Origin of the sequence: Pauljensenia sp. 20925_1_34 (assembly GCF_041432775.1) — a bacterium.
Classification (GTDB): Bacteria; Actinomycetota; Actinomycetes; order Actinomycetales; family Actinomycetaceae; genus Pauljensenia.
This window is the reverse complement of sequence record NZ_JAPWAG010000037.1, coordinates 1-19,257: the sequence shown is the minus strand read 5'-3', so window position 1 is coordinate 19,257 and position 19,257 is coordinate 1. Positions and strand designations below refer to the sequence as shown.

The window sequence follows — 19,257 nt, the reverse complement described above, 5'->3', positions numbered from 1 at the left end:
CGCCCCGGCCTCGCCCTCTCCAAAAGTCGCACGTAATTTGGGTACCCTCACTTTTCTTAGCACCCTAGAAAACGTTGCAATTCCAACGATCCGATTTCAAAACTTGAAATAGCCACAGGGGAATTACGTGCGACATTTTGGGGTAACCAACCGCGGAGGGTACGACGTCACCGAGAGACCGATCCGCCCGGAACGCCCCGGAACGTCACGCGACGGCGATGCCCACGAGCGCAGCCGCCCACGAAGCCGCCCACGTGCCCAGCGCGAGGACCAACGCTCGGCCGCGAAACCCGTCACCCCACAGCGTCACCGCGTCCAGGACCGCCGTCGAAAACGTTGTGAAACCACCCAAAAAGCCGGTGGACACGATCGGCATGGCGGCCGCGGGCACCAGCTGCGTCGCCACGCCAGCCAGGAAGCAACCAACAACGTTGACGACGAGGATGCCGAGCTTCGCCGCCGCAGGCTCGCCCCACGACGACACGGCGCTCTGCACAAAACGATCCAGCCCGAAGCGCGCGCACGCGCCCACACCGCCCGCCAGTGCCACGCCGAAAAACACGATGCCACTCACGCTTCCTCACCTCCGCGCGCGCCGCCGCCCACCGGCGGACACACCCACTCCCCCACGCGCACACCCGCCCACGCGCACGCTGCACCCAGGGCGAGGAGACCCAGGGATTGGGCCACGGCCTCGGCAATACCGTTGAGCGAGACGTACCCCGCCGACGCCACAATATACGTCCCGTACGTCGTGAACGCGCCCGCAAAACCGGTGCCAATCAGCAGTTTCAGGGCCTTAAGGCTGGCCGTATTCCCGTCGCCGCGCGCGAGTCGGCAGGTCACCCACGCGGTCAGCACGCCCAGCAGGAACGCGCCCACGAGGTTGACCGTCAGCGTCGACCAGGGCAGGAAGAGGCCGCGCACAGGGGAGGCCTTCGCCGCCTCGTCCAGGCCCGCGCGCGCAGCCGTGCCCGCGACGCCGCCCACGAAAACCGCCAGCCAGTCGGGGATCCACTTGTTTGCCATGCCTCCCACTGTACGCTTTCCGTGGCACGAGGCCCGGGCAGCTCCCACTCATCTCGCACAGCCGGGCATCGGGCTCGGCGGGCAGCACGAGGCCCGGGCAGCTCCCGCTCATCTCGCGCAGCCGGGCGCAGCGCCTCTCAGACGACGAAGGGCTCGGCGAGCTGTCGCGCAACAGCCCGCGCGCAAGCCGCCGGTATGGAGGGCAGCCACTGCTGGGGATCGCCACTGCTGAGGAGAGCCGCCGACGGCAAGACGGGTCCCGCCCCGTCCTCACTCGCGTGCGGGGAGGTTCACACGATGCCTGGCCCTCCTCAACGATGGTGACGTCCTCACTCGCGCGCGGGAAGGTGGATCCCGGGAGGAGGCCATGGCCTCGTACACTGAGGCCATGACGAACACCGGACGATTCGCACCCTCCCCCACAGGCGATTTCCACTTGGGGAACCTGCGCACCGCGATCCTCGCGTGGGCATGGGCGCGCACGACCGGGCGGCGCTTTGTTCTGCGTATCGAGGACATCGACCGGGAGCGCGCGGGGTCGGCGCAGCGCCAGATCGCCGACTTGGAGGCCATCGGCATCGACTGGGACGGCGAGCCCCTCATCCAGACCGAGCGGGCCGACGCGCACGAGGCCGCCCTAGCGTCGCTGGCCGAGCGAGGCCTCATCTTCGAGTGCTACTGCACCCGCCGCGACATCCGCGAGGCCGCGTCCGCCCCGCACGTGCCGCCCGGCCACTACCCGGGCACGTGCCTTGGTCTGTCCGAGGAGGAGCGCGCCCGCAAGCGCGAGGAGCTCGCCGCGTTGGGCCGCAAGCCCGCCCTACGTCTAGCCGCGCCCTCGCCCGAGTGGACCGTGTTCGACGAGCTGCACGGCTCCTACACCGGGGCTGTCGACCACTTCGTCGTGCGCCGCGCGGACGGCGTGCCCGCCTACAACCTGGCGGCCGTCGTCGACGACGCGTTCCAGGGCGTCGACCAGGTTGTGCGCGGTTTCGACCTGCTCTCCCAGGCGCCTGCCCAAGCTCAGCTCGCCCACCTGCTGGGTGCGCCCGTCCCCGTTTATGCGCACGTGCCGCTCGCGCTGGCCCCGTCGGGCGCTCGCCTGGCCAAGCACGACGGCGCGGTCACGCTGGCCGATTTACGAGGCCTGGGCTGGTCCACGGCGGACGTCGTCGCGTTTATCGGTTGCTCGCTTGGTGTGCCCGGGGCGCGTTGCGCCGCCGACATTGCGGATGTGCTGGGGATTTCCGGGCTGCGCTCGCTGCCCACCGACCCGTGGGTCGTGACACCGCCGAACGCGTAGCGACGGGCGGCGGGCAACGGGCAGCGAACAGCGGGCGGCGACCATCGGGCGGCGGGCGGCGAAGGGGTCCGTCGGGGCGCGTGACTGGGTGATCAATCTTGTTGTGTTGCTGGGGTAAGCCCCTGATGCGGCGGATAGGTGTGATGAGCTCGGGTGCGATCGACGCAAGGGTGGTGCCATCGCCCACAGGGATGGCGGCATCGGCCACAGGGACGGCAGGATCGGCCGGACAAGTGGATACCCGGGCCCCTTCATGCGCAGGTTAACCCCACAGGTGGTAGCCCAGGCAGGCCGCCCACACTGCCACCAATAGGGCCCAGCTGCACAGGAACGGGTTACCACTACCAGTCAAGGGGCCCACGCGCACAGTCCCGGATAGGTGGATACCCGGGTCCCTTCATGCGCAGGTTAACCCCACAGGTGGTAGTCCAGGCGGGCCGCCCACACTGCCACCTATCGGGCCCAGCTGCGCAGGAACGAGTATGCGTGGCGGCAGCTGACTGGGCCTGCCGCTCGCGGATAGGTTCAGCCTTCGCGGATAGGTTAGGCGCTTGCGGATAGGTTACGAAGCTATCCGCATGTTCATAAGCTATCCGCATGCTCGCTTCCTACCCACATGCGAGGGTAACAAGCTCAACCGCGGCCATTTACGGAGGCAATCGACGCAGGGGTGGCGCCATCGCCCACAGGGATGGCGGCATCATCCACGGGGGTGGCAGGATCGGCCGGACAAGTGGATACCCGGGCCCCTTCATGCGCAGGATAACCCCACAGGTGGTAGCCCAGGCGGGCCGCCCACACTGCCACCAATAGGGCCCAGCTGCGCAGGAACGGGTTACCACTACCAGTAAAAGGGCCCACCGACCCACGCGCGCACAGTCCGGGGCCCGCGCGCAGAATCACGGAGCTAATGTACAGACGCTGCCCACACGAAGACGCGAGCAGATGCCACCACCTTCTATACCGACTTTCCCGCACCAGAAAGCCAAAAAGTCACCCTTCCAGCAACACGTAGTGTCCTATAACCCTGAGCTACCACGGAGATGGGGGGTGAGAGGCTCGAACCGCAGCTCGCGTGTCGGCCGCTCCGCGCCGATCACCACGGGCGACTTCGGATATGAAAAAAGCACCCCCGCAGGAGTGCCTTTTCAAAAATGCAGAACCCCCACCGGTGGATCGCACCGAGGGGGGCCGCTGCGCGCCCGGAGGGACTCGAACCCCCAACCTTCTGAACCGTAATCAGATGCTCTATCCATTGAGCTACGGGCGCTGTGCCGTTTGGCTGAGCATAAGCTTACACGCTTCTCACCGAGATGCAAAATCAAACGATGTGGCTTGAAGCACACCCTAGTTTTGCGTCCTGCGGCCGACCGAAACCGAGCAGCATATACAGAGATCCTCCGCGCACCCGGCAGCGCACCCTTATCCTTGCTGCATTCCTGCCCTGGGGAGGTTCGGATGATACCGTCACGCGGAGGACCGGCCACCAGCATACACGCTTTTCACCCTCGCGCGCAGCCGCTCCTCATCAGATCCACAAAAGAGCACGCATAACGGCGGTTTCCTGCGGACAATCAGCCGATCACCACAACCTCGGAACAGGATCCGTCACCCGTAGATTCCTGAGAGCCTCCTGGGACTCCCCTCCAGAACCCCGCCGCAGCATTTCCGCCATCACGTCCGCCGCGAGGCCACCGTAACCCCGCCCGTTACCGCTTCTCGCGCTTCGACCCCCAGCCGCGACACCGCGATGCGCACCCTACGCTGGAGGTATGAGCGACATCAATATTCCCGGCATCGGCTCGCTGGAGCCGCGTCCTGCGTTGGATCACCTGGATTTGCTCGCGCCGCCGGTCGCCGCCGCCCTCACCGCACTGGCCGAGCGCGGGGTTGCCACGGCCTCGTCGGCGTTGGTGGTGGCGATCGATCCGGAGCTGGCGGACACGGAGACGATGACGCGCGAGTTCGGCATGGACCTGGCGCTGTCGTCGAATTGCATCCTGGTCGCGGGCAAGCGCGCCGGCGAGGAGCGGATCGCGGCGTGCGTCGTGCGCGCGACGACGAACGCGGACGTGAACCACGTCGTCAAGAAGCGGCTCGACGTGCGCAAGGCGAGCTTCTGGCCGCAGGAGCGCGCCGTCGAAGCGTCGGGCATGGAGTACGGCGGGATCACACCGGTGGGCGTGCCCGGCTCGTGGCGCCTGCTTATTGATTCGGCGTGCGCGTCCGGTTGGAGCTGCATCGGGTCGGGCTTGCGCCGCTCCAAGCTATTCGTCACCGGCGAGGTCCTCACCGCACTCCCGGGCGCGGAGATCGTCGAAGGCCTCGGGGTCTGAAGGGACGAGGCCCGGGCGCACGGCCGCCGCAGACTGACGGCGCGTTCGCCGTCGACTCACGGCGTCGGGACGAGGCCTGGGCCGGGCTCCGCTCTCCCCCTCCGTTTCACGCGTGTTTCACGGGGAACGAGGCCGGGGCGGCAGCATTGGCCACAGGGATGGCAGGATCAACCGGACACGTGGATGCCTGGGCCCCTTTACTGCGCAGGTTAACCCCACAGGTGGTAGTCCAGGCAGGCCGCCCACACTGCCACCAATAGGGCCCAGCTGCGCAGGAACGAGCATGCGTGGCGGCAGCTGACAGGCCTACCACTCGCGGATAGGTTTCGCCTTCGCGGATAGGTTAGGCGCTTGCGGATAGGTTACGAAGCTATCCGCATGTTCATAAGCTATCCGCGTGCTCGTTTCCTATCCGCATGCGCGGGTAACAAGCTCAACCGCGGCGACTTGCGAAGGCGATCGACGCAGGGGCGGCAGCATTGGCCACAGGGATGGCAGGATCGACCGGACACGTGGATGCCTGAGCCCCTTTACTGCGCAGGTTAACCCCACAGGTGGTAGTCCAGGCAGGCCGCCCACACTGCCACCTATCGGGCCCAGCTGCGCATCAATGGGTTAAGGCCGCCAGCAAAGGGGCCCGCGCGCACAGCTCCAGGCCCACGCGCGCATGCACCAGCCCGCGCACATACTCCCAGGCACACACCCACATCCGCAGTCACATGCACATCCGGGAATACAAAAACCCCGGAACCTCAACAGGTCCCGGGGTCCGGTGGCGGAGGATGGGGGATTCGAACCCCCGAGGGCTTGCACCCAACACGCTTTCCAAGCGTGCGCCATAGGCCACTAGGCGAATCCTCCGTGCACATCGTGCCGGACAATCATAAGCAAGAAACACCCCTCAGCGCCAATCCAAGTCAATGGAGCCGGTCACAGATGGGCGTCCGGGCATTTACAAGAAGACGATGATGAGCATCCCGAGGGCCAACAGGACGTCGTAGGTGAGGATGGCAATGGACTCGCGCTTGCCGATGTTGTCGGGAAGGGAGAATGACCGGACCAGGCCGATGATCGCCAAGACCATGCTGACGATGGTCGCGATGCCAAGGGCGATGAAACCGAAGACGGCGAACCACAGGGCGACGCGCACGATCGGGTTGGTGATCGGCTTGGGCGAGGTGTACCCGCCACCGGCGAACACGGCCTGCACGTCGACGTGTTCTGTGCCGGGGAAGCGACTGGGGCCTGCGGGTGCGGCGGAGTGGGTGGTCGGCGCGTAGCCGTAGGGGTCGCCCGGGGTGGGTGCGCCGACGATGGTGGCTGGGGCGTTCATTGACGAGGCCTGGGTGCCCAGCTCCGCAGACGCGCCGCTGGGTGCGGGGGCAGGGGCGGGGTACGGTGCGCTCATGTCTCCACTATCGCATAACGGAAGGGGCGTCCACCACACTTTGCCCGCGGAGGCGGTTTTTCGGCGTCAAATCCCACGGGACGAGGGCGTAACGCGCTACCCTGGTGTCCCGACCGGTACGGCCATCCCGCCCATCAACTGATCGGATTTGAACGCTTATGAGCGAAACGAAGACCCCGCTGTTCCGTTGGAAGCTTCACGGTAACGGCACGTCCATTAATCCCGGCGACGTCGTCCTTCCGAATGAACGACTCTCGTGGCCGCGCACCGCTGGCATTGGTGCCCAGCACGTGGTCGCAATGTTTGGTGCCACGTTCCTTGTTCCGTTGTTGACAGGTTTCCCCCCGTCAACAACGCTTTTTTTCACCGCGATCGGCACCCTGCTGTTCTTCCTGATTACGGCGGGCCGTCTGCCCTCGTATCTGGGTTCCTCGTTCGCGCTGATCGCGCCGATCCAGGCAGTCAGCTCCTCCCTGGGCCCCTCCTACGCGCTCGGCGGCATCATTTCTGTGGGTGCGACGCTCGCGCTCGTCGGCCTGATCGTTCACTTCGCGGGCGTACGCTGGATTGACGCGGTGATGCCGCCCGTGGTGACGGGCGCGATCGTGGCGCTCATCGGCCTGAACCTGGCGCCCGCCGCATGGAACTGGGTGAAGCAGGGTCCGATCACGGCCGTCGTGACGATCGTGTCGATCTGCCTCGTGACCGTCCTCTTCAAGGGCATCCTCGGTCGCCTCTCGATCCTGATTGGCGTGCTGGTCGGCTACCTGGCAGCGATCTACCAGGGCGAGGTCGACTTCTCCAAGGTGAGCAACGCCGCGTGGATCGGCTTCCCCGAATTCCACACTCCGGCCTTCTCCGTCTCGACCCTCGGCCTGTTCCTGCCGGTCGTCTTCATCCTGGTCGCCGAGAACGTCGGCCACGTGAAGTCGGTGTCCGCGATGACGGGCGAGAACATGGACGACCTGACGGGCCGCGCGCTCGTCGCGGACGGCCTCTCCACGATGCTGGCCGGCAGCGGCGGCGGCTCGGGTACGACCACCTACGCCGAGAACATCGGCGTGATGGCTGCGACCCGCGTGTACTCGACGGCGGCGTACATCATCGCGGCCGGCGTCGCCCTGGTCCTGTCGATGCTGCCGAAGTTCGGTGCCCTCATCGCGACGATTCCCGCCGGCGTCCTGGGCGGCGCTGGCACGGTCCTGTACGGCATGATCGGCATGCTGGGCGTTCGCATCTGGGTGCAGAACCGCGTGGACTTCTCCAACCCGGTGAACCTGAACACCGCCGCGGTCTCCCTGATCGTCGCGATCGCGAACTTCACGTGGACCATCGGCAACATTTCGTTCGAGGGCATCGCGCTGGGCACGGCCGCCGCTCTGCTGATCTACCACGGTATGCGCCTGATCTCGAAGCTGCGCGGCACGAACCTGGAGGCGGCGACGCCCGCGTCTGCGCCGTCGGGTTCGGAGCTGGAGGGCGAGGCGTACTCGAAGCGCCATCGCTCCCCCGCGCCGCAGGCTGACGCCTGATCTGACGCGTTCATTGACGAGGCCGGGGCCTGGTCGCTCTCTCACCGTCACGTGGTGGGTTGGGTCTCCGAGCGTAATTGACGAGGCCGGGGCCTGGTCGCTCTCTCACCGCGAGGTGGGAGCGTGGCTGGGCCCCGGCCTCGTCCGTCCCCATAATTCCGCACGTAATTCCCCCAGCGCGCCGCGATCCTCGTCAGCGCAATGCTTGAAATTCCAACGTTTTCAGGCACACCCACAAAGTGACCGGATGAGAATTACGTGCGACTTTTCAGAGGAGGGCAGGGGCCACAAGGATGCACGCGACAACAAAACCCCCGCACATCAGTCGCCCGAACTCCCCTCGCCGCGCAGCTCGTCGAGCATGCCCGCCGTGATGATGCCCGAGGGCAGGGCGACGACGGCGACTCCCATGAGCGAGGAAAGCATGGCGATTGTGCGCCCAATGTCGCTGGACGGGTACAGGTCTCCGTAGCCGACGGTCGTCAGGGAGACGACCGCCCAGTACACGGCGTCGAAGAAGGTATCGAAAGTTTCCGGCTCGACGTTGAAGATCACGAGGGCACTGACGAGGATGTAGCCAATAGCGAGGCAGAGGACGGCGAGCAACGCCTCCCTCTGCTTCTCGAACACGGCGGCGATGGCGGACGTGCTCTTGGAGTAGCGGATGAGTTTGAAGGCCCGCAGCGTGCGGAAGAGGCGGAGCGCTCGCAGCGTGCGAAGCGCGTCGTTGAGGGCACTGAAAACAGGCAGGATCGACAGTAAGTCGATGATGGCCATGGGGGTCAAGGGATAGATCAGGAACGACAGCGCGCCCTTGCGGAGCTTGAGGTCGGCGGTGGCCCAGCGGGCCAGGTAATCGACGATGAACACGAGGACGCACGCGTACTCGATCGTTTCGAGGATGGGGCTGGATTCCTTGAAGCACAGGGGCAGGAGGCTGGCGATGATCAGCACGGTCATGACGCGGCCGAACCACGCAGCCGGCGCGTCGTCGCCGTCGAGCACATTGTAGAGACGCTCTCGCACTTATCCACCCCTTCGTCGATACTTGGCACTGTAGCACCGCGCTCGTCGGAGGTCCTTCACACACCGCGCGCGCCCGCCCCTCAGGCGACCCAAGACGCGCACTTTCGCACTGACAGCCGGAGTAACACGCATCAACGTGAAGACTTGACACGAGAAAACGCAACCCACTCATCACGCTAGAGTTTCCGCATAAATCGGGCAATCAGTTCACGATGAGCGCGACGAATCAACCCTCACAGAAGCCAGACATGGAAACTATTTCACGATAAGCTGATGCGCATGGCAACACATCCGTCGGCCCTGTTCATGGCCCTCGTCGGCGCGGAGGTCCGCGCCTGGAACGCGCTCGACGCCGCCCTGCGCGACGCCGGAAACCCGCTCTCACTCGGCCGATTCCTCGTCCTGCGCACCGTCCGCGACACCCCCGCCTGCCGCATCCAGGAGGTGGCAGCCAGTCAGGGGATCACGGTGGGGGCTGCCTCGCGCCTGGTCGAGCGCCTCGACCGCGACGGCCTGGTACACCGCGCCCCGTGCGAGCACGACCGGCGCGCCACGATCCTGACGGTCACACCGCTCGGCATGGATAACCTGGCCGCCGCCCAGACAATCGTCGACGCCGAGCAGGCCCGCCTCTTCGCGCCCCTCTCCCCCGACCAGCGCGAGCACTTGGCCCGCGCGCTGACTCTCATTGACGAGGCCGGGGATCCCTCGTGGAAGGACGCGCCGGCGGCGAGGGCGGACAGGAAGGGACGCGCATGATCCGCTTCGATCACGTCTCGAAGACCTACCCGGGCGGCACGCGGGCGGTTGAGGACTTCTCTCTGACCATCGAGCAGGGTTCGACGACGGTGTTCCTGGGCACCTCGGGCTGCGGCAAGACGACGCTCATGCGGATGGTGAACGCAATGGTTACCCCGACCTCGGGCACAGTGTTTGTGCGGGGCCAGGACGTCGCAGGCGAGGATCCCGTGCGCCTGCGCCGCTCGATCGGATATGTCCTCCAGGAGGGCGGCCTGTTCCCCCACCGCACGATCGCAGACAACGTGGCGACCGTCCCCCGCCTGGAGGGCGCAAGCAAGCAGGCCTCCCGCGAGCGCGCCCTTGAGCTCCTGGAGCTGGTTGGCCTGGAGACGGAGATGGCTGATCGTTACCCCGCGCAGCTCTCGGGCGGGCAGCGTCAGCGCGTGGGGGTTGCCCGGGCGCTGGCGAACCGCGCGGACATTCTCCTCATGGACGAGCCGTTCGGCGCTCTGGATCCGCTTGTTCGTGCGGATTTGCAGCGCGAGCTGAAGGAGATTCAGCGGGCGCTGGGCACGACGATTCTGTTCGTGACGCACGACGTGGACGAGGCGTTCACGCTGGGCGACCAGGTTGCCGTCCTGTCGACGGGCGGGCGCATCGAGCAGGTGGGGGCGCCCACCGAGCTTCTGACCGCGCCCACCTCGCCCTTCGTCGCGGACTTCGTGGGGGCCTCGCGGGCGGCGCGCCCGGTGCGCGTGTCGGGCCCGGGCGGGCTCGTCGTGGACGAGGCTGGGACCCCGGTGGGCACCCTCGCGCGGGGCACGCTTGAGCAGGGCGGGCACGAGGCCTCGACCCCCTCGGGCGCGTCGCCCGCGCCGGTCCGCGGGGGGCGCCCGTGACCTGGCTGTCGTCGAATTGGTGGCTGATCGGCGAGCTCGCGGTCGCGCACCTGTGGATCGCGCTGCCGGCGATTCTCCTGTCGGTCACGCTCTCGGTTCCGGTGGCGCGCTGGGCGGCGTTTTCGCGCCGCGGCGGTTGGGTCCTCTCGGCGCTGTCGGCGCTGTACGCGGTGCCCTCACTGCCCCTCCTGGTCGTGGTTCCGGTGATTATCGGCGTCGCTCTGCGTTCCAACGCGAACATGATCGTGGCGCTGACGCTCTACGGGGTCGCGGTTCTCGTGCGTCAGGCCGCCGAGGGGTTCCGCGCGATTCCTCGCGCGACCCTGCAGGCCGCGAACGCGTGCGGCTACCCCCTGCTTCGCCGCTTCGTCGAGGTGGAGCTGCCGCTGGCCACGCCCGTGATTGTGGCGGGTACGCGCGTGGTCGCCACGTCGACGGTGTCGCTGGTGACGGTGGGGGCGTTTATCGGGGTGCGCTCGCTGGGAACGCTGTTTACGGATGGTTTTCAGCGCGGCCTGATTGCCGAGGTCGTGGCCGGGTTGGTCGCGACCGTCCTGTTGGCGCTCGTGGTGGACGCGTCCGTGCAGGGGGTCGGCTGGCTGCTCACCCCGTGGACGAGGAGGGGGCGCGCATGAGTATCCTTCTCGGCGCATTGGCGTGGCTGGCGACACCGGCGAATTGGCTGGGCGAGTCGGGGATCCTGACGCGCTCGGCGCAGCACCTGGGGTTGACGGCCTTGATTGTGACCCTCGCGGCGCTGATCGCGGTGCCGCTCGGCACGTGGATCGGGCACACGGGACGAGGCCGGTGGTTGGTGAGCGCGACGGGCGCGGCCCGAGCGGTGCCTACCCTCGGCGTTCTGACGCTGGCGGGCCTGTGGCTGGGTATCGGACTGGCGGCCCCGACGCTGGCGCTCCTCGTCCTGGCGATCCCGCCACTCCTGTCGGCGACGTATTCGGGCATCGCCTCGACGCCGCGTGCGACCGTGGACGCGGCGCGAGCGATTGGACTCACTGAAAAACAGGTCCTCGCGCAGGTCGAGGCCCCGCACGCGGCTGGCCTCGTGGCCGCGGGCGTGCGCTCGGCGACGCTCCAGGTGATCGCGACGACGACGCTGGCGGCCTACACGGCGAACTACGGCCTCGGCCGTTTCCTCTACGAGGGGCTGAAGACCCGCGACTACGCGGAGATGATCGGGGGCGCGATCATCGTCGTCGCCCTCGCACTGGCGACCGACGCGCTCCTGGCGCTGGTTGCGCGACGCCTTCGGGCCCGCACCCATTCTTTCTTAGACAATGAGGACAACTCACTCAAGGAGTCACTATGAAACGCACGATGATGACGATGGCCACCATCGCCGCTTCCACCCTGGCGCTGGCCGCCTGCGGTTCCGCAGAGTCGGTCGGCGGGAACGCGAGCACCGAAAGTTCGGAGAATGGCCAGACGACGCTCGTCGTGGGCTCTCAGGACTACTACTCGAACGAGATCCTGGCCGAGGTCTACGCCCAGGCTCTTGAGGGTTCCGGTTTTCAGGTCGAGCGCCAGCTGCGGATCGGCCAGCGCGAGGTCTACATGCCCGAGATCGAGGCCGGCGCAATCGACGTCTTCCCCGAATACACGGGCAACTTGCTGCAGTACCTGGACCAGAACGCGAGCGCCCGCACCTCCCAGGAGGTCTACGACGCGCTGGCGACCGCCCTGCCCATGGGGCTACGCGCCCTCGATCAGTCTCCGGCGACCGACCAGGACTCCTACGTGGTGACCTCGACCTTCGCGGCGGAGCATTCGGTGACCTCCATCGGCGACCTGGCGGGGGCAGGCCCGCTGGTCCTGGGCGGCAACTCGGAGCTTGAGACGCGCCCCTACGGGCCGATGGGCCTGGCTCAGACCTACGGTGTGACGGTGTCCTTCACGCCGATCGAGGATTCGGGCGGACCGCTGACAATCAAGGCCCTGAAGGACGGGGACATCCAGCTGGCCAACATCTACTCGTCGGATCCGGCGCTGGCGGAGGGGACCCTGACGGTCCTGGAGGACCCGGACGGCCTGTTCCTCGCTTCGCACGTGGTTCCCCTGGCCTCGTCGAGGGTGAACGATGACGCCGCCGCGGTCATCAACCGGGTGAGCGCCGCGATGGATGCCGAGGACCTGGTCGAGATGAACCGCGCGTCGACCAAGGATCAGAAGTCCGCCTCTCAGATCGCCCACGACTGGCTGATCTCGGAGGGCCTGCTCTCCTGAGTGCTCTTCGATGGACGAGGCCTGGGCTGAGTGTGCGTGAGCGCGCTCCCAGCCCCGGCCTCGTCTCGTATGACACTGACCACAAACAGGGACTTTTATGTGACAGGCACCATTATTTGACCTTCTTTTTACATTTGTAATCAAAATGTAATGCGCACATGATGGACAGGCACGGTATCTTCCACACCCGACGGGCTACCCTCAGATCATGACCTAGGGCACCGACCCCGGTCCCGTCCATCAATCAGGAGGAAGTAACCATGAACCTGAAGAAGGCATGGCTCGCCATTCCCGTCGGCGCTGCGCTCGCACTGACTGCCTGCTCCAGCGGAATCAACCCCAACGCCATCGTCCTCAACGGCTCCGAGCCGCAGAACCCGCTGCTGCCCGGCCAGACCGCCGAAACCGGCGGCGGTAAGATCCTGACCCAGATCTTCAGCGAGCTCGTGCGCTACGACGTTGACGGCAACGCCATCCTCGACGTCGCCGAGTCCATCGAGCCCAACGACGACAACACCGTCTGGACCGTCAAGCTCCACCAGGACCGTAAGTTCTCCGACGGGACCCCCGTCAAGGCTGAGAACTTCACCCGCGCCTGGAAGCTCATCACCTCTGAGAACCAGCAGCAGGCCTCCTTCTTCAGCGACTTCGCAGGCACCGACAAGGCGGGCGTGGGCGACCTGTCCGGCGTCGAGGTCGTCGACGACTACACCTTCACGATCACGCTGAAGGCACCCAGCTACGACCTCTTCAGCCGCCTGGGCTACACCGCCTACGCGCCGCTGCCGAACTCGACCCTGGACAACCCCGAGGCCGGCGGCCAGAACCCGGTCGGCAACGGCCCCTACAAGCTCGCCTCGAAGAACGCCTGGGAGCACAACGTCAAGATCTACCTGGTTCCCAACGAGAACTACGTTGGTGACGAGAAGGCCCAGAACGAGGGTGTCCTCATCAAGTTCTACCAGTCGATGGACGCCGCCTACAACGACCTCAAGGCCGGTAACCTCGACGTCATGGACGCCATGCCCTCCGCGGCCATCGGCTCCTACCAGGACACCTTCGCGGGCCGCTCCGTCAACCAGCCCTACGCCGGCATCATGACGCTGACGATCCCCCAGTACCTGGATCACTTCCAGGGCGAGGAAGGCCAGCTGCGCCGCCAGGCCATCTCCATGGCCATCAACCGCGACGAGATCACCGAGCAGATCTACTCGAAGACCCGCACCCCCGCCAAGGACTTCACCGCCCCCACCCTTGAGGGCTACTCCGAGAACCTGGCCGGCAACGAAGTCCTGAGCTACAACCCCGACAAGGCCAAGGAACTGTGGGCGCAGGCCGACGCCATCGCCCCGTGGGACGGCACCTTCGAGATCGCCTACAACTCCGACGGTGGCCACAAGGAATGGGTCGAGGCCACTACTAACTCCATCAAGAACACGCTGGGCATCAGCGCCGAAGGCAAGCCCGTCGTCGACTTCAAGACCCTGCTCGCGCAGGAAGATGACAAGACGATCGGCGCAGCCTTCCGCTCCGGCTGGCAGGCCGACTACCCGTCGATCTACAACTTCCTGCAGCCCCTGTACGTGACCAAGGCCGCCTCGAACAAGGGTGAGTACTCCAACCCCGAGTTCGACGCCCTCATCACGCAGGCCGGAAGCGCCGCCACGGCCGAAGATGGCAACATGATCATGCAGCAGGCCGAGGAGATCCTCCTCAAGGATCTGCCTGTCATCCCGCTGTGGTACTACAACGCCAACGGCGCATGGTCCGAGAAGGTCGACAACGTGAACTTCGACTGGCGCGGTCAGCCGCTCGTCTACGAGATCACCAAGACCCCGCAGGACAAGAAGTGAGTTCCTAGGAACTAACCTTTCACGAGGGGGGTGGGCGGCCTAGCCGCCCACCCCCCTCGTTGTACACAGACTCGGCAACGCTCAGGTCAGCGGCGAGCGAAGCCCGCCCCGGCCTCGTCAAGCGCCCGACATGTGAACCGCACTTTCGCCTACAAAAGAAACGAAAGTGTTTGATGCTCCGGCCACATAACGAACCCCATACCTCATTTGCTCATTCTTTACCCTATGATGGGACACATAGGCAGCCCCGCCCCCAGCGGGGCGTACGCTCGGGAGCGGCACCGCGCCCATCCCTCGACACGAATCTAAAGGATTGCCCATGCTCCGCTACATCGGACGGCGACTCCTCCAGACCATCCCGGTCTTCTTCGGAGCCACCTTTCTGATCTTCGCGATGGTCTACCTGATGCCAGGTGACCCCGTTGCCGCGCTCGGCGGCGACCGCGGCCTCACCGAGGCGGCCGCTGCGAAGATCCGCGCCGAGTACCACCTCGACCAACCTTTCTGGATGCAGTATCTGCTCTACCTCAAGGGTGTGTTCACCCTTGACTTCGGCAAATCCTTCAACCAGCAGCCCGTCATCGACGTCATGGCGAGGGCCTTCCCCACCACCATGGGCCTCGCCGTCTACGCCCTGGCCATCGAATCCATCTTCGGTATCACGCTGGGAACCATCGCCGGCGTGCGCCGCGGCGGCTGGTTCGACTCCACGATCCTCGTGTTCTCGCTCCTGCTGATCTCGGTGCCCACCTTCGTCCTCGGCTTCGTCCTGCAGTTCCTCCTCGGCATCAAACTAGGGGTCCTACCAGTCACAGCCAGTGTCTCCGTCGACTTCGCCTCCCTCACCATGCCAGCCATGGTGCTCGGCGGCGTCTCACTGGCCTACGTCATCCGACTGACCCGCCAGTCCGTCTCCGAGAACGTCTCCGCCGACTACGTGCGCACCGCCCGCGCCAAGGGCCTGACCAACCGCGCCGTCATGACGCGCCACATCCTGCGCAACTCCCTCATCCCCGTCGCCACCTTCCTCGGCGGCGACCTCGGCGCGCTCATGGGCGGCGCCATCATCACCGAGGGCATCTTCAACATCAACGGCGTCGGCGGCACACTGTGGCAGGCCATCCGGCTTGGCGAAGCCCCCACCGTCGTGTCCATTACGACCGTGCTCGTCCTGGTGTACATCCTGGCCAACCTGATCGTTGACCTCCTCTACGCCGTGCTCGACCCGAGGATCCGCTATGAGTGACATCATTCCCTCCGCCAACATCACCCGTACCCGCGCCGGGCAGGACCACTACGTCTCCGACATCGACGAAACCGGCCTCGGCGCCGTCGACGCGGTGCCCGACGAGGGCGCCCCCTCCTCGATGTGGGGAGAGGCCTGGAAGCGCCTGCGTCGCCGCCCCCTCTTCTGGTTCGCGGCCACGATCATCTTCTTCGCCATCACGATCTCGCTCTTCCCCTCGCTGTTCACCAGCCAGGACCCGCGCTACTGCGTGCTCTCGCGCTCACTCGGCGCCCCCGAGCTGTGGAGCCACCCCTTCGGCTTCGACAAGCAGGGCTGCGACATCTACTCGCGCGTCATCTACGGCGCCCGCGCCTCCGTCTCCGTCGGCGTGCTCACCACGATCGCGGTCGTCATCATCGGCGGCACCATCGGCGCCATCGCCGGCTACATCGGCGGCTGGATCGACTCCCTGCTCTCGCGCATCACCGACGTGTTCTTCGCGATCCCACTGCTCCTCGCAGCCATCGTCTTCATGCAGATGTTCAAGGAGTCCCGCTCCATCGCCATGGTCGTCGTCGTCCTGTCGACCTTCGCCTGGACGTCCATCGCGCGAATCACCCGAGGCTCCGTCATGAGCGCTAAGAACGAAGAATTCGTCACCGCGGCGCGTGCTACCGGCGCCTCGCGCGGACGTATCCTGATGAGCCACATCATCCCCAACTCGATGGCCCCCATCATCGTGTACGCCACCGTCGCACTGGGCACCTTCATCGTCTCCGAGGCCTCCCTGTCCTTCATGGGCATCGGCCTGCCGACCACAGTCGTCTCCTGGGGCGCCGACATCTCGACGGCCAAGGACCAGCTGAGCGACGCCCCCATGGTCCTGTTCTACCCGGCCACCGCCCTGGCCCTGACCGTCCTCAGCTTCATCATGATGGGTGACGCCGTGCGCGAAGCCCTCGACCCGAAGGCACGCAAGTGAGCGAAACGAACAACACGCCCCTCTCCGAGACGGAGATGGAAGAGATCGTCGAACGAGCCGTCGCCCCCAGCGCGGCCACGGCCTCGTCCCCCGTCCACCCGGACGACGCGCAGCCCCTGCTCAAGATCACGGACCTGGAGGTCACCTTCACCTCTTCGACCGGCGTCGTCCCCGCCGTTCGCGGCGCGAACCTGACCATCTACCCCGGTCAGACCGTCGCCATCGTCGGCGAGTCCGGCTCCGGTAAGTCCACGACCGCCGCCGCCGTCATCGGCCTGCTGCCCGGCACCGGCAAGGTCGCGGGCGGAAAGATCGAGTTCGACGGCCGCGACATCACCAACCTGACCACCAAGCAGTGGGTGGAGCTGCGCGGATCCGGCATCGGCCTCGTCCCCCAGGACCCGATGAGTAACCTGAACCCCGTCCTGCGCGTGGGCTTCCAGGTCAAGGAGGCCCTGCTCGCGAACAACGTCGTGCCCAAGAGCGAGGTCGGCGAACGCGTCAGCCAGCTCCTCGAGGAAGCCGGCCTGCCCGACGCCGAACGCCGCGCCAAGCAGTACCCGCACGAGTTCTCCGGCGGCATGCGCCAGCGCGCCCTCATCGCCATCGGCATGGCCGCGCACCCCAAGCTGCTGATCGCCGACGAGCCGACCTCCGCCCTGGACGTCACCGTCCAGCGCCGCATCCTCGACCACCTCGGCAAGCTCACCGCCGAGATGGGCACCGCCGTGCTGTTCATCACGCACGACCTCGGCCTGGCGGCCGAACGCGCCGAGCAGCTCGTCGTCATGCACCGCGGCCGCATCGTCGAATCCGGCCCCGCCCTGGAGATCCTCCAGCACCCGCAGCACCCCTACACGAAGCGCCTCGTCTCGGCCGCGCCCTCCCTGGCCTCGGCCCGCATCGAGTCCGCGCACAAGCAGGGCATCTCGGTCACCGACGAGGAGCTGACGGGCGCCGGCAAGGGCGCAACCTCCACCGATGCGATCATCCGCGTCGAAGGCCTGACCAAGGAGTTCGACATCCGCGGCGCCAAGAAGGGCAACGACACCTTCCTGGCCGTCGACGACGTGTCCTTCGAGCTGCGTCGCGGCACGACCCTCGCGGTCGTCGGCGAATCCGGCTCCGGCAAGTCGACCGCCGCGAACATGATTCTCCAGCTGCTCGAGCCCACCGCCGGCAAGATCTTCTTCGACGGCGTTGACACGTCCACGATGAGCCGCACCGAGCTGTTCCATCTGCGCCGCCGCCTCCAGGCCGTGTTCCAGAACCCCTACGGTTCGCTGGATCCGATGTACTCGATCTACCGCCTGATCGAGGAACCCCTCAAGATCCACGGCTACGGCACCCTGGAGTACGCCAAGCAGGAGATCGCGCGCGCGGAAGCGACCGGCCGCGAACCCGAAGAGTGGATGACGAAGCTCGTCGAGGCCTCGGAAGGGTCTCGCACTCTGTCTGCCGCCGAGAAGCGCGAGCTCAACCCGAAGAAGCTGCGCGTCGAGCGCGCCGCGGAGCTGCTCGACATGGTGGCCCTGCCTCGCTCGGCGATGCGTCGCTACCCCAACGAGCTGTCGGGCGGCCAGCGCCAGCGCGTGGCCGTGGCCCGCGCCCTCGCGCTCAACCCGGAGGTCATTGTCCTGGACGAGGCCGTGTCCGCCCTGGACGTGCTCGTGCAGAACCAGATCCTGTACCTGCTCAACGACCTGCAGGCGCAGCTGGGCCTGTCCTACCTCTTCATCACGCACGACCTGGCTGTCGTCCGCCAGATCGCCGACGACGTCATCGTCATGGAGAAGGGCAAGCTCGTCGAGGCCAACACCACCGACGAACTGTTCAACAACCCCGTCGAGGATTACACACGCGAGCTGATCGAGGCCGTCCCCGGCCGCAACATCCAGCTCAACCTGTAACCTCACACGTTGACATGGGGGTCCGAGGCGCCGCGGCGCCTCGGACCCCTCGTTGTATCGGACCCCTCGCTGTATCCGCCTGCCTCCGGCCCCTCGTTGTATCCGCCTGCCTCCGGCCCCTCGTTGTATCCGCCTGCCTCCGGCCCCTCGTTGTATCCGCCTGCCTCGTGCCCCCGCTGTATCCGCCTGCCTCGGGTCCACGCTCCCCTGCTTGGTCCGGTCTCGTCCCCGGTCTGACCCCCGCCTCATCCTCTGGACCGACCCAGGCCTCATCCCCCGGCCCCTCGTTGTATCCGCCTGCCTCCAGCCCGCGCTCCCCTGCTTGGTCCGGCCTCGTCCCCGGCCTCGTCCCCGGCCTGACCCCCGGCCTTGTCCCGGGCCTGCGCTCCCCTGCTTGGTCCGGCCTGCGCTCCCCTGCTTGGTCCGGCCTCGTCCCCAGGCCTCGTCCCCGGCCTTGTCCCCGGTCTGACCCCCGGCCTCGTCCCCGGTCTGCCATGTGGCTATGTACTGATCAGTCATGCCCGCCAGTCACCAATGTCGCACGTAATTCCCCTCCACATATTTCAAACTTTGAAATCAGACCGTTGGAATTGCAACGTTTGTGGGCCATCTCGAAAAATGACCGAGTTAAATTACGTGCGACTTTTGGGAGGGACCCACCAACCACGCACGAACCCCTTCCCCGCCCCGACCTCACACACCCTGGTTACCCAAAAATGTCGCACGTAATTCCCCTCCAGATATTTCAGATTTTGAAATCAGACCGTTG

16 protein-coding genes, 2 tRNA genes and 1 other RNA gene are annotated in these 19,257 nt (G+C 66.2%); 12 read left to right on the top strand and 7 right to left on the bottom strand.

Annotated elements, in window-relative coordinates:
* Window positions 1-205 precede the first annotated feature (205 nt).
* Both O3669_RS10185 and O3669_RS10180 read right to left on the bottom strand, forming a co-directional pair.
* A complete protein-coding gene (locus tag O3669_RS10185; RefSeq protein ID WP_371524662.1) occupies window positions 206-574 on the bottom strand; it encodes a CrcB family protein in 369 nt (122 codons plus the stop codon).
* Entirely contained in the window at window positions 571-1,029 is a 459-nt protein-coding gene (locus O3669_RS10180) for a CrcB family protein (protein WP_295967239.1), read from the bottom strand. Before O3669_RS10180 ends, O3669_RS10185 begins: the two co-directional genes overlap by 4 nt.
* Before the next feature lie 388 nt (window positions 1,030-1,417).
* On the opposite strand from O3669_RS10180, the gene gluQRS reads away from it, so the two are divergent.
* Window positions 1,418-2,332 (top strand): tRNA glutamyl-Q(34) synthetase GluQRS, encoded by a 915-nt coding sequence (gene gluQRS, locus O3669_RS10175; RefSeq protein ID WP_371524660.1) that lies wholly within the window; start codon window positions 1,418-1,420, stop codon window positions 2,330-2,332.
* Window positions 2,333-3,529: 1,197 nt separating this feature from the next.
* Here gluQRS and O3669_RS10170 read toward each other — a convergent pair.
* Window positions 3,530-3,602 (bottom strand) — tRNA-Arg (locus O3669_RS10170).
* Window positions 3,603-3,720: 118 nt separating this feature from the next.
* Window positions 3,721-3,816, bottom strand: an RNA gene (gene ffs / locus O3669_RS10165) — signal recognition particle sRNA small type.
* Window positions 3,817-4,104: 288 nt separating this feature from the next.
* On the opposite strand from ffs, the gene O3669_RS10160 reads away from it, so the two are divergent.
* Complete coding sequence (locus O3669_RS10160) at window positions 4,105-4,668, top strand: YbaK/EbsC family protein (protein WP_371524658.1); 564 nt, start codon at window positions 4,105-4,107, stop codon at window positions 4,666-4,668.
* Between the two features lie 773 nt (window positions 4,669-5,441).
* On the opposite strand, the gene O3669_RS10155 is transcribed toward O3669_RS10160, so the two are convergent.
* Window positions 5,442-5,529: transfer RNA gene (locus O3669_RS10155), tRNA-Ser, on the bottom strand.
* Between the two features lie 91 nt (window positions 5,530-5,620).
* A complete protein-coding gene (locus O3669_RS10150) occupies window positions 5,621-6,076 on the bottom strand; it encodes a hypothetical protein (protein WP_371524656.1) in 456 nt (151 codons plus the stop codon).
* A gap of 158 nt (window positions 6,077-6,234) precedes the next feature.
* Here O3669_RS10150 and O3669_RS10145 point away from each other — a divergent pair, with 158 nt between their 5' ends.
* Entirely contained in the window at window positions 6,235-7,608 is a 1,374-nt protein-coding gene (locus tag O3669_RS10145) for a uracil-xanthine permease family protein (protein ID WP_371524654.1), read from the top strand.
* A 321-nt stretch (window positions 7,609-7,929) separates the two neighbouring features.
* Here O3669_RS10145 and O3669_RS10140 read toward each other — a convergent pair whose 3' ends face one another.
* Window positions 7,930-8,634, bottom strand: coding sequence for an ion transporter (locus O3669_RS10140; protein WP_371524652.1), 705 nt, complete (start codon window positions 8,632-8,634; stop codon window positions 7,930-7,932).
* Window positions 8,635-8,913: 279 nt separating this feature from the next.
* On the opposite strand from O3669_RS10140, the gene O3669_RS10135 reads away from it, so the two are divergent.
* The 9 genes from O3669_RS10135 to O3669_RS10095 all read left to right on the top strand — a co-directional run bounded on the left by O3669_RS10135 (window position 8,914) and on the right by O3669_RS10095 (window position 18,488).
* A complete protein-coding gene (locus tag O3669_RS10135; protein WP_371524650.1) occupies window positions 8,914-9,393 on the top strand; it encodes a MarR family winged helix-turn-helix transcriptional regulator in 480 nt (159 codons plus the stop codon).
* Window positions 9,390-10,274, top strand: coding sequence for an ABC transporter ATP-binding protein (locus O3669_RS10130; RefSeq protein ID WP_371524664.1), 885 nt, complete (start codon window positions 9,390-9,392; stop codon window positions 10,272-10,274). Before O3669_RS10135 ends, O3669_RS10130 begins: the two co-directional genes overlap by 4 nt.
* The gene (locus O3669_RS10125; RefSeq protein WP_371524648.1) at window positions 10,271-10,909 is read left to right on the top strand and encodes an ABC transporter permease; all 639 of its coding nucleotides are present in this window, start codon (window positions 10,271-10,273) and stop codon (window positions 10,907-10,909) included. The genes O3669_RS10130 and O3669_RS10125 overlap by 4 nt, the downstream gene beginning before the upstream one ends.
* On the top strand, window positions 10,906-11,601 hold the full coding sequence (locus O3669_RS10120; RefSeq protein WP_371524646.1) for an ABC transporter permease: 696 nt from the start codon (window positions 10,906-10,908) through the stop codon (window positions 11,599-11,601). The genes O3669_RS10125 and O3669_RS10120 overlap by 4 nt, the downstream gene beginning before the upstream one ends.
* A complete protein-coding gene (locus tag O3669_RS10115; protein ID WP_371524644.1) occupies window positions 11,598-12,515 on the top strand; it encodes a glycine betaine ABC transporter substrate-binding protein in 918 nt (305 codons plus the stop codon). Before O3669_RS10120 ends, O3669_RS10115 begins: the two co-directional genes overlap by 4 nt.
* A gap of 260 nt (window positions 12,516-12,775) precedes the next feature.
* Window positions 12,776-14,368: an ABC transporter substrate-binding protein gene (locus O3669_RS10110; protein WP_371524642.1), complete on the top strand. Its 1,593-nt coding sequence runs from the start codon at window positions 12,776-12,778 to the stop codon at window positions 14,366-14,368.
* Between the two features lie 319 nt (window positions 14,369-14,687).
* Window positions 14,688-15,614: an ABC transporter permease gene (locus O3669_RS10105; RefSeq protein ID WP_371524640.1), complete on the top strand. Its 927-nt coding sequence runs from the start codon at window positions 14,688-14,690 to the stop codon at window positions 15,612-15,614.
* Window positions 15,607-16,578: an ABC transporter permease gene (locus O3669_RS10100; protein WP_295920322.1), complete on the top strand. Its 972-nt coding sequence runs from the start codon at window positions 15,607-15,609 to the stop codon at window positions 16,576-16,578. Before O3669_RS10105 ends, O3669_RS10100 begins: the two co-directional genes overlap by 8 nt.
* Window positions 16,575-18,488 (top strand): ABC transporter ATP-binding protein, encoded by a 1,914-nt coding sequence (locus tag O3669_RS10095; protein ID WP_295969054.1) that lies wholly within the window; start codon window positions 16,575-16,577, stop codon window positions 18,486-18,488. Before O3669_RS10100 ends, O3669_RS10095 begins: the two co-directional genes overlap by 4 nt.
* Window positions 18,489-19,257: the final 769 nt, after the last annotated feature.

Excerpts from the sequence above, each read along its gene's own strand:
- O3669_RS10180 (WP_295967239.1), bottom strand. The coding sequence starts at position 1,029 with ATGGCAAACAAGTGGATCCCCGACTGGCTGGCGGTTTTCGTGGGCGGC.
- gluQRS (WP_371524660.1), top strand. The coding sequence starts at position 1,418 with ATGACGAACACCGGACGATTCGCACCCTCCCCCACAGGCGATTTCCAC.
- O3669_RS10160 (WP_371524658.1), top strand. The coding sequence starts at position 4,105 with ATGAGCGACATCAATATTCCCGGCATCGGCTCGCTGGAGCCGCGTCCT.
- O3669_RS10150 (WP_371524656.1), bottom strand. The coding sequence starts at position 6,076 with ATGAGCGCACCGTACCCCGCCCCTGCCCCCGCACCCAGCGGCGCGTCT.
- O3669_RS10145 (WP_371524654.1), top strand. The coding sequence starts at position 6,235 with ATGAGCGAAACGAAGACCCCGCTGTTCCGTTGGAAGCTTCACGGTAAC.
- O3669_RS10135 (WP_371524650.1), top strand. The coding sequence starts at position 8,914 with ATGGCAACACATCCGTCGGCCCTGTTCATGGCCCTCGTCGGCGCGGAG.
- O3669_RS10130 (WP_371524664.1), top strand. The coding sequence starts at position 9,390 with ATGATCCGCTTCGATCACGTCTCGAAGACCTACCCGGGCGGCACGCGG.
- O3669_RS10120 (WP_371524646.1), top strand. The coding sequence starts at position 10,906 with ATGAGTATCCTTCTCGGCGCATTGGCGTGGCTGGCGACACCGGCGAAT.
- O3669_RS10115 (WP_371524644.1), top strand. The coding sequence starts at position 11,598 with ATGAAACGCACGATGATGACGATGGCCACCATCGCCGCTTCCACCCTG.
- O3669_RS10110 (WP_371524642.1), top strand. The coding sequence starts at position 12,776 with ATGAACCTGAAGAAGGCATGGCTCGCCATTCCCGTCGGCGCTGCGCTC.
- O3669_RS10105 (WP_371524640.1), top strand. The coding sequence starts at position 14,688 with ATGCTCCGCTACATCGGACGGCGACTCCTCCAGACCATCCCGGTCTTC.
- O3669_RS10100 (WP_295920322.1), top strand. The coding sequence starts at position 15,607 with ATGAGTGACATCATTCCCTCCGCCAACATCACCCGTACCCGCGCCGGG.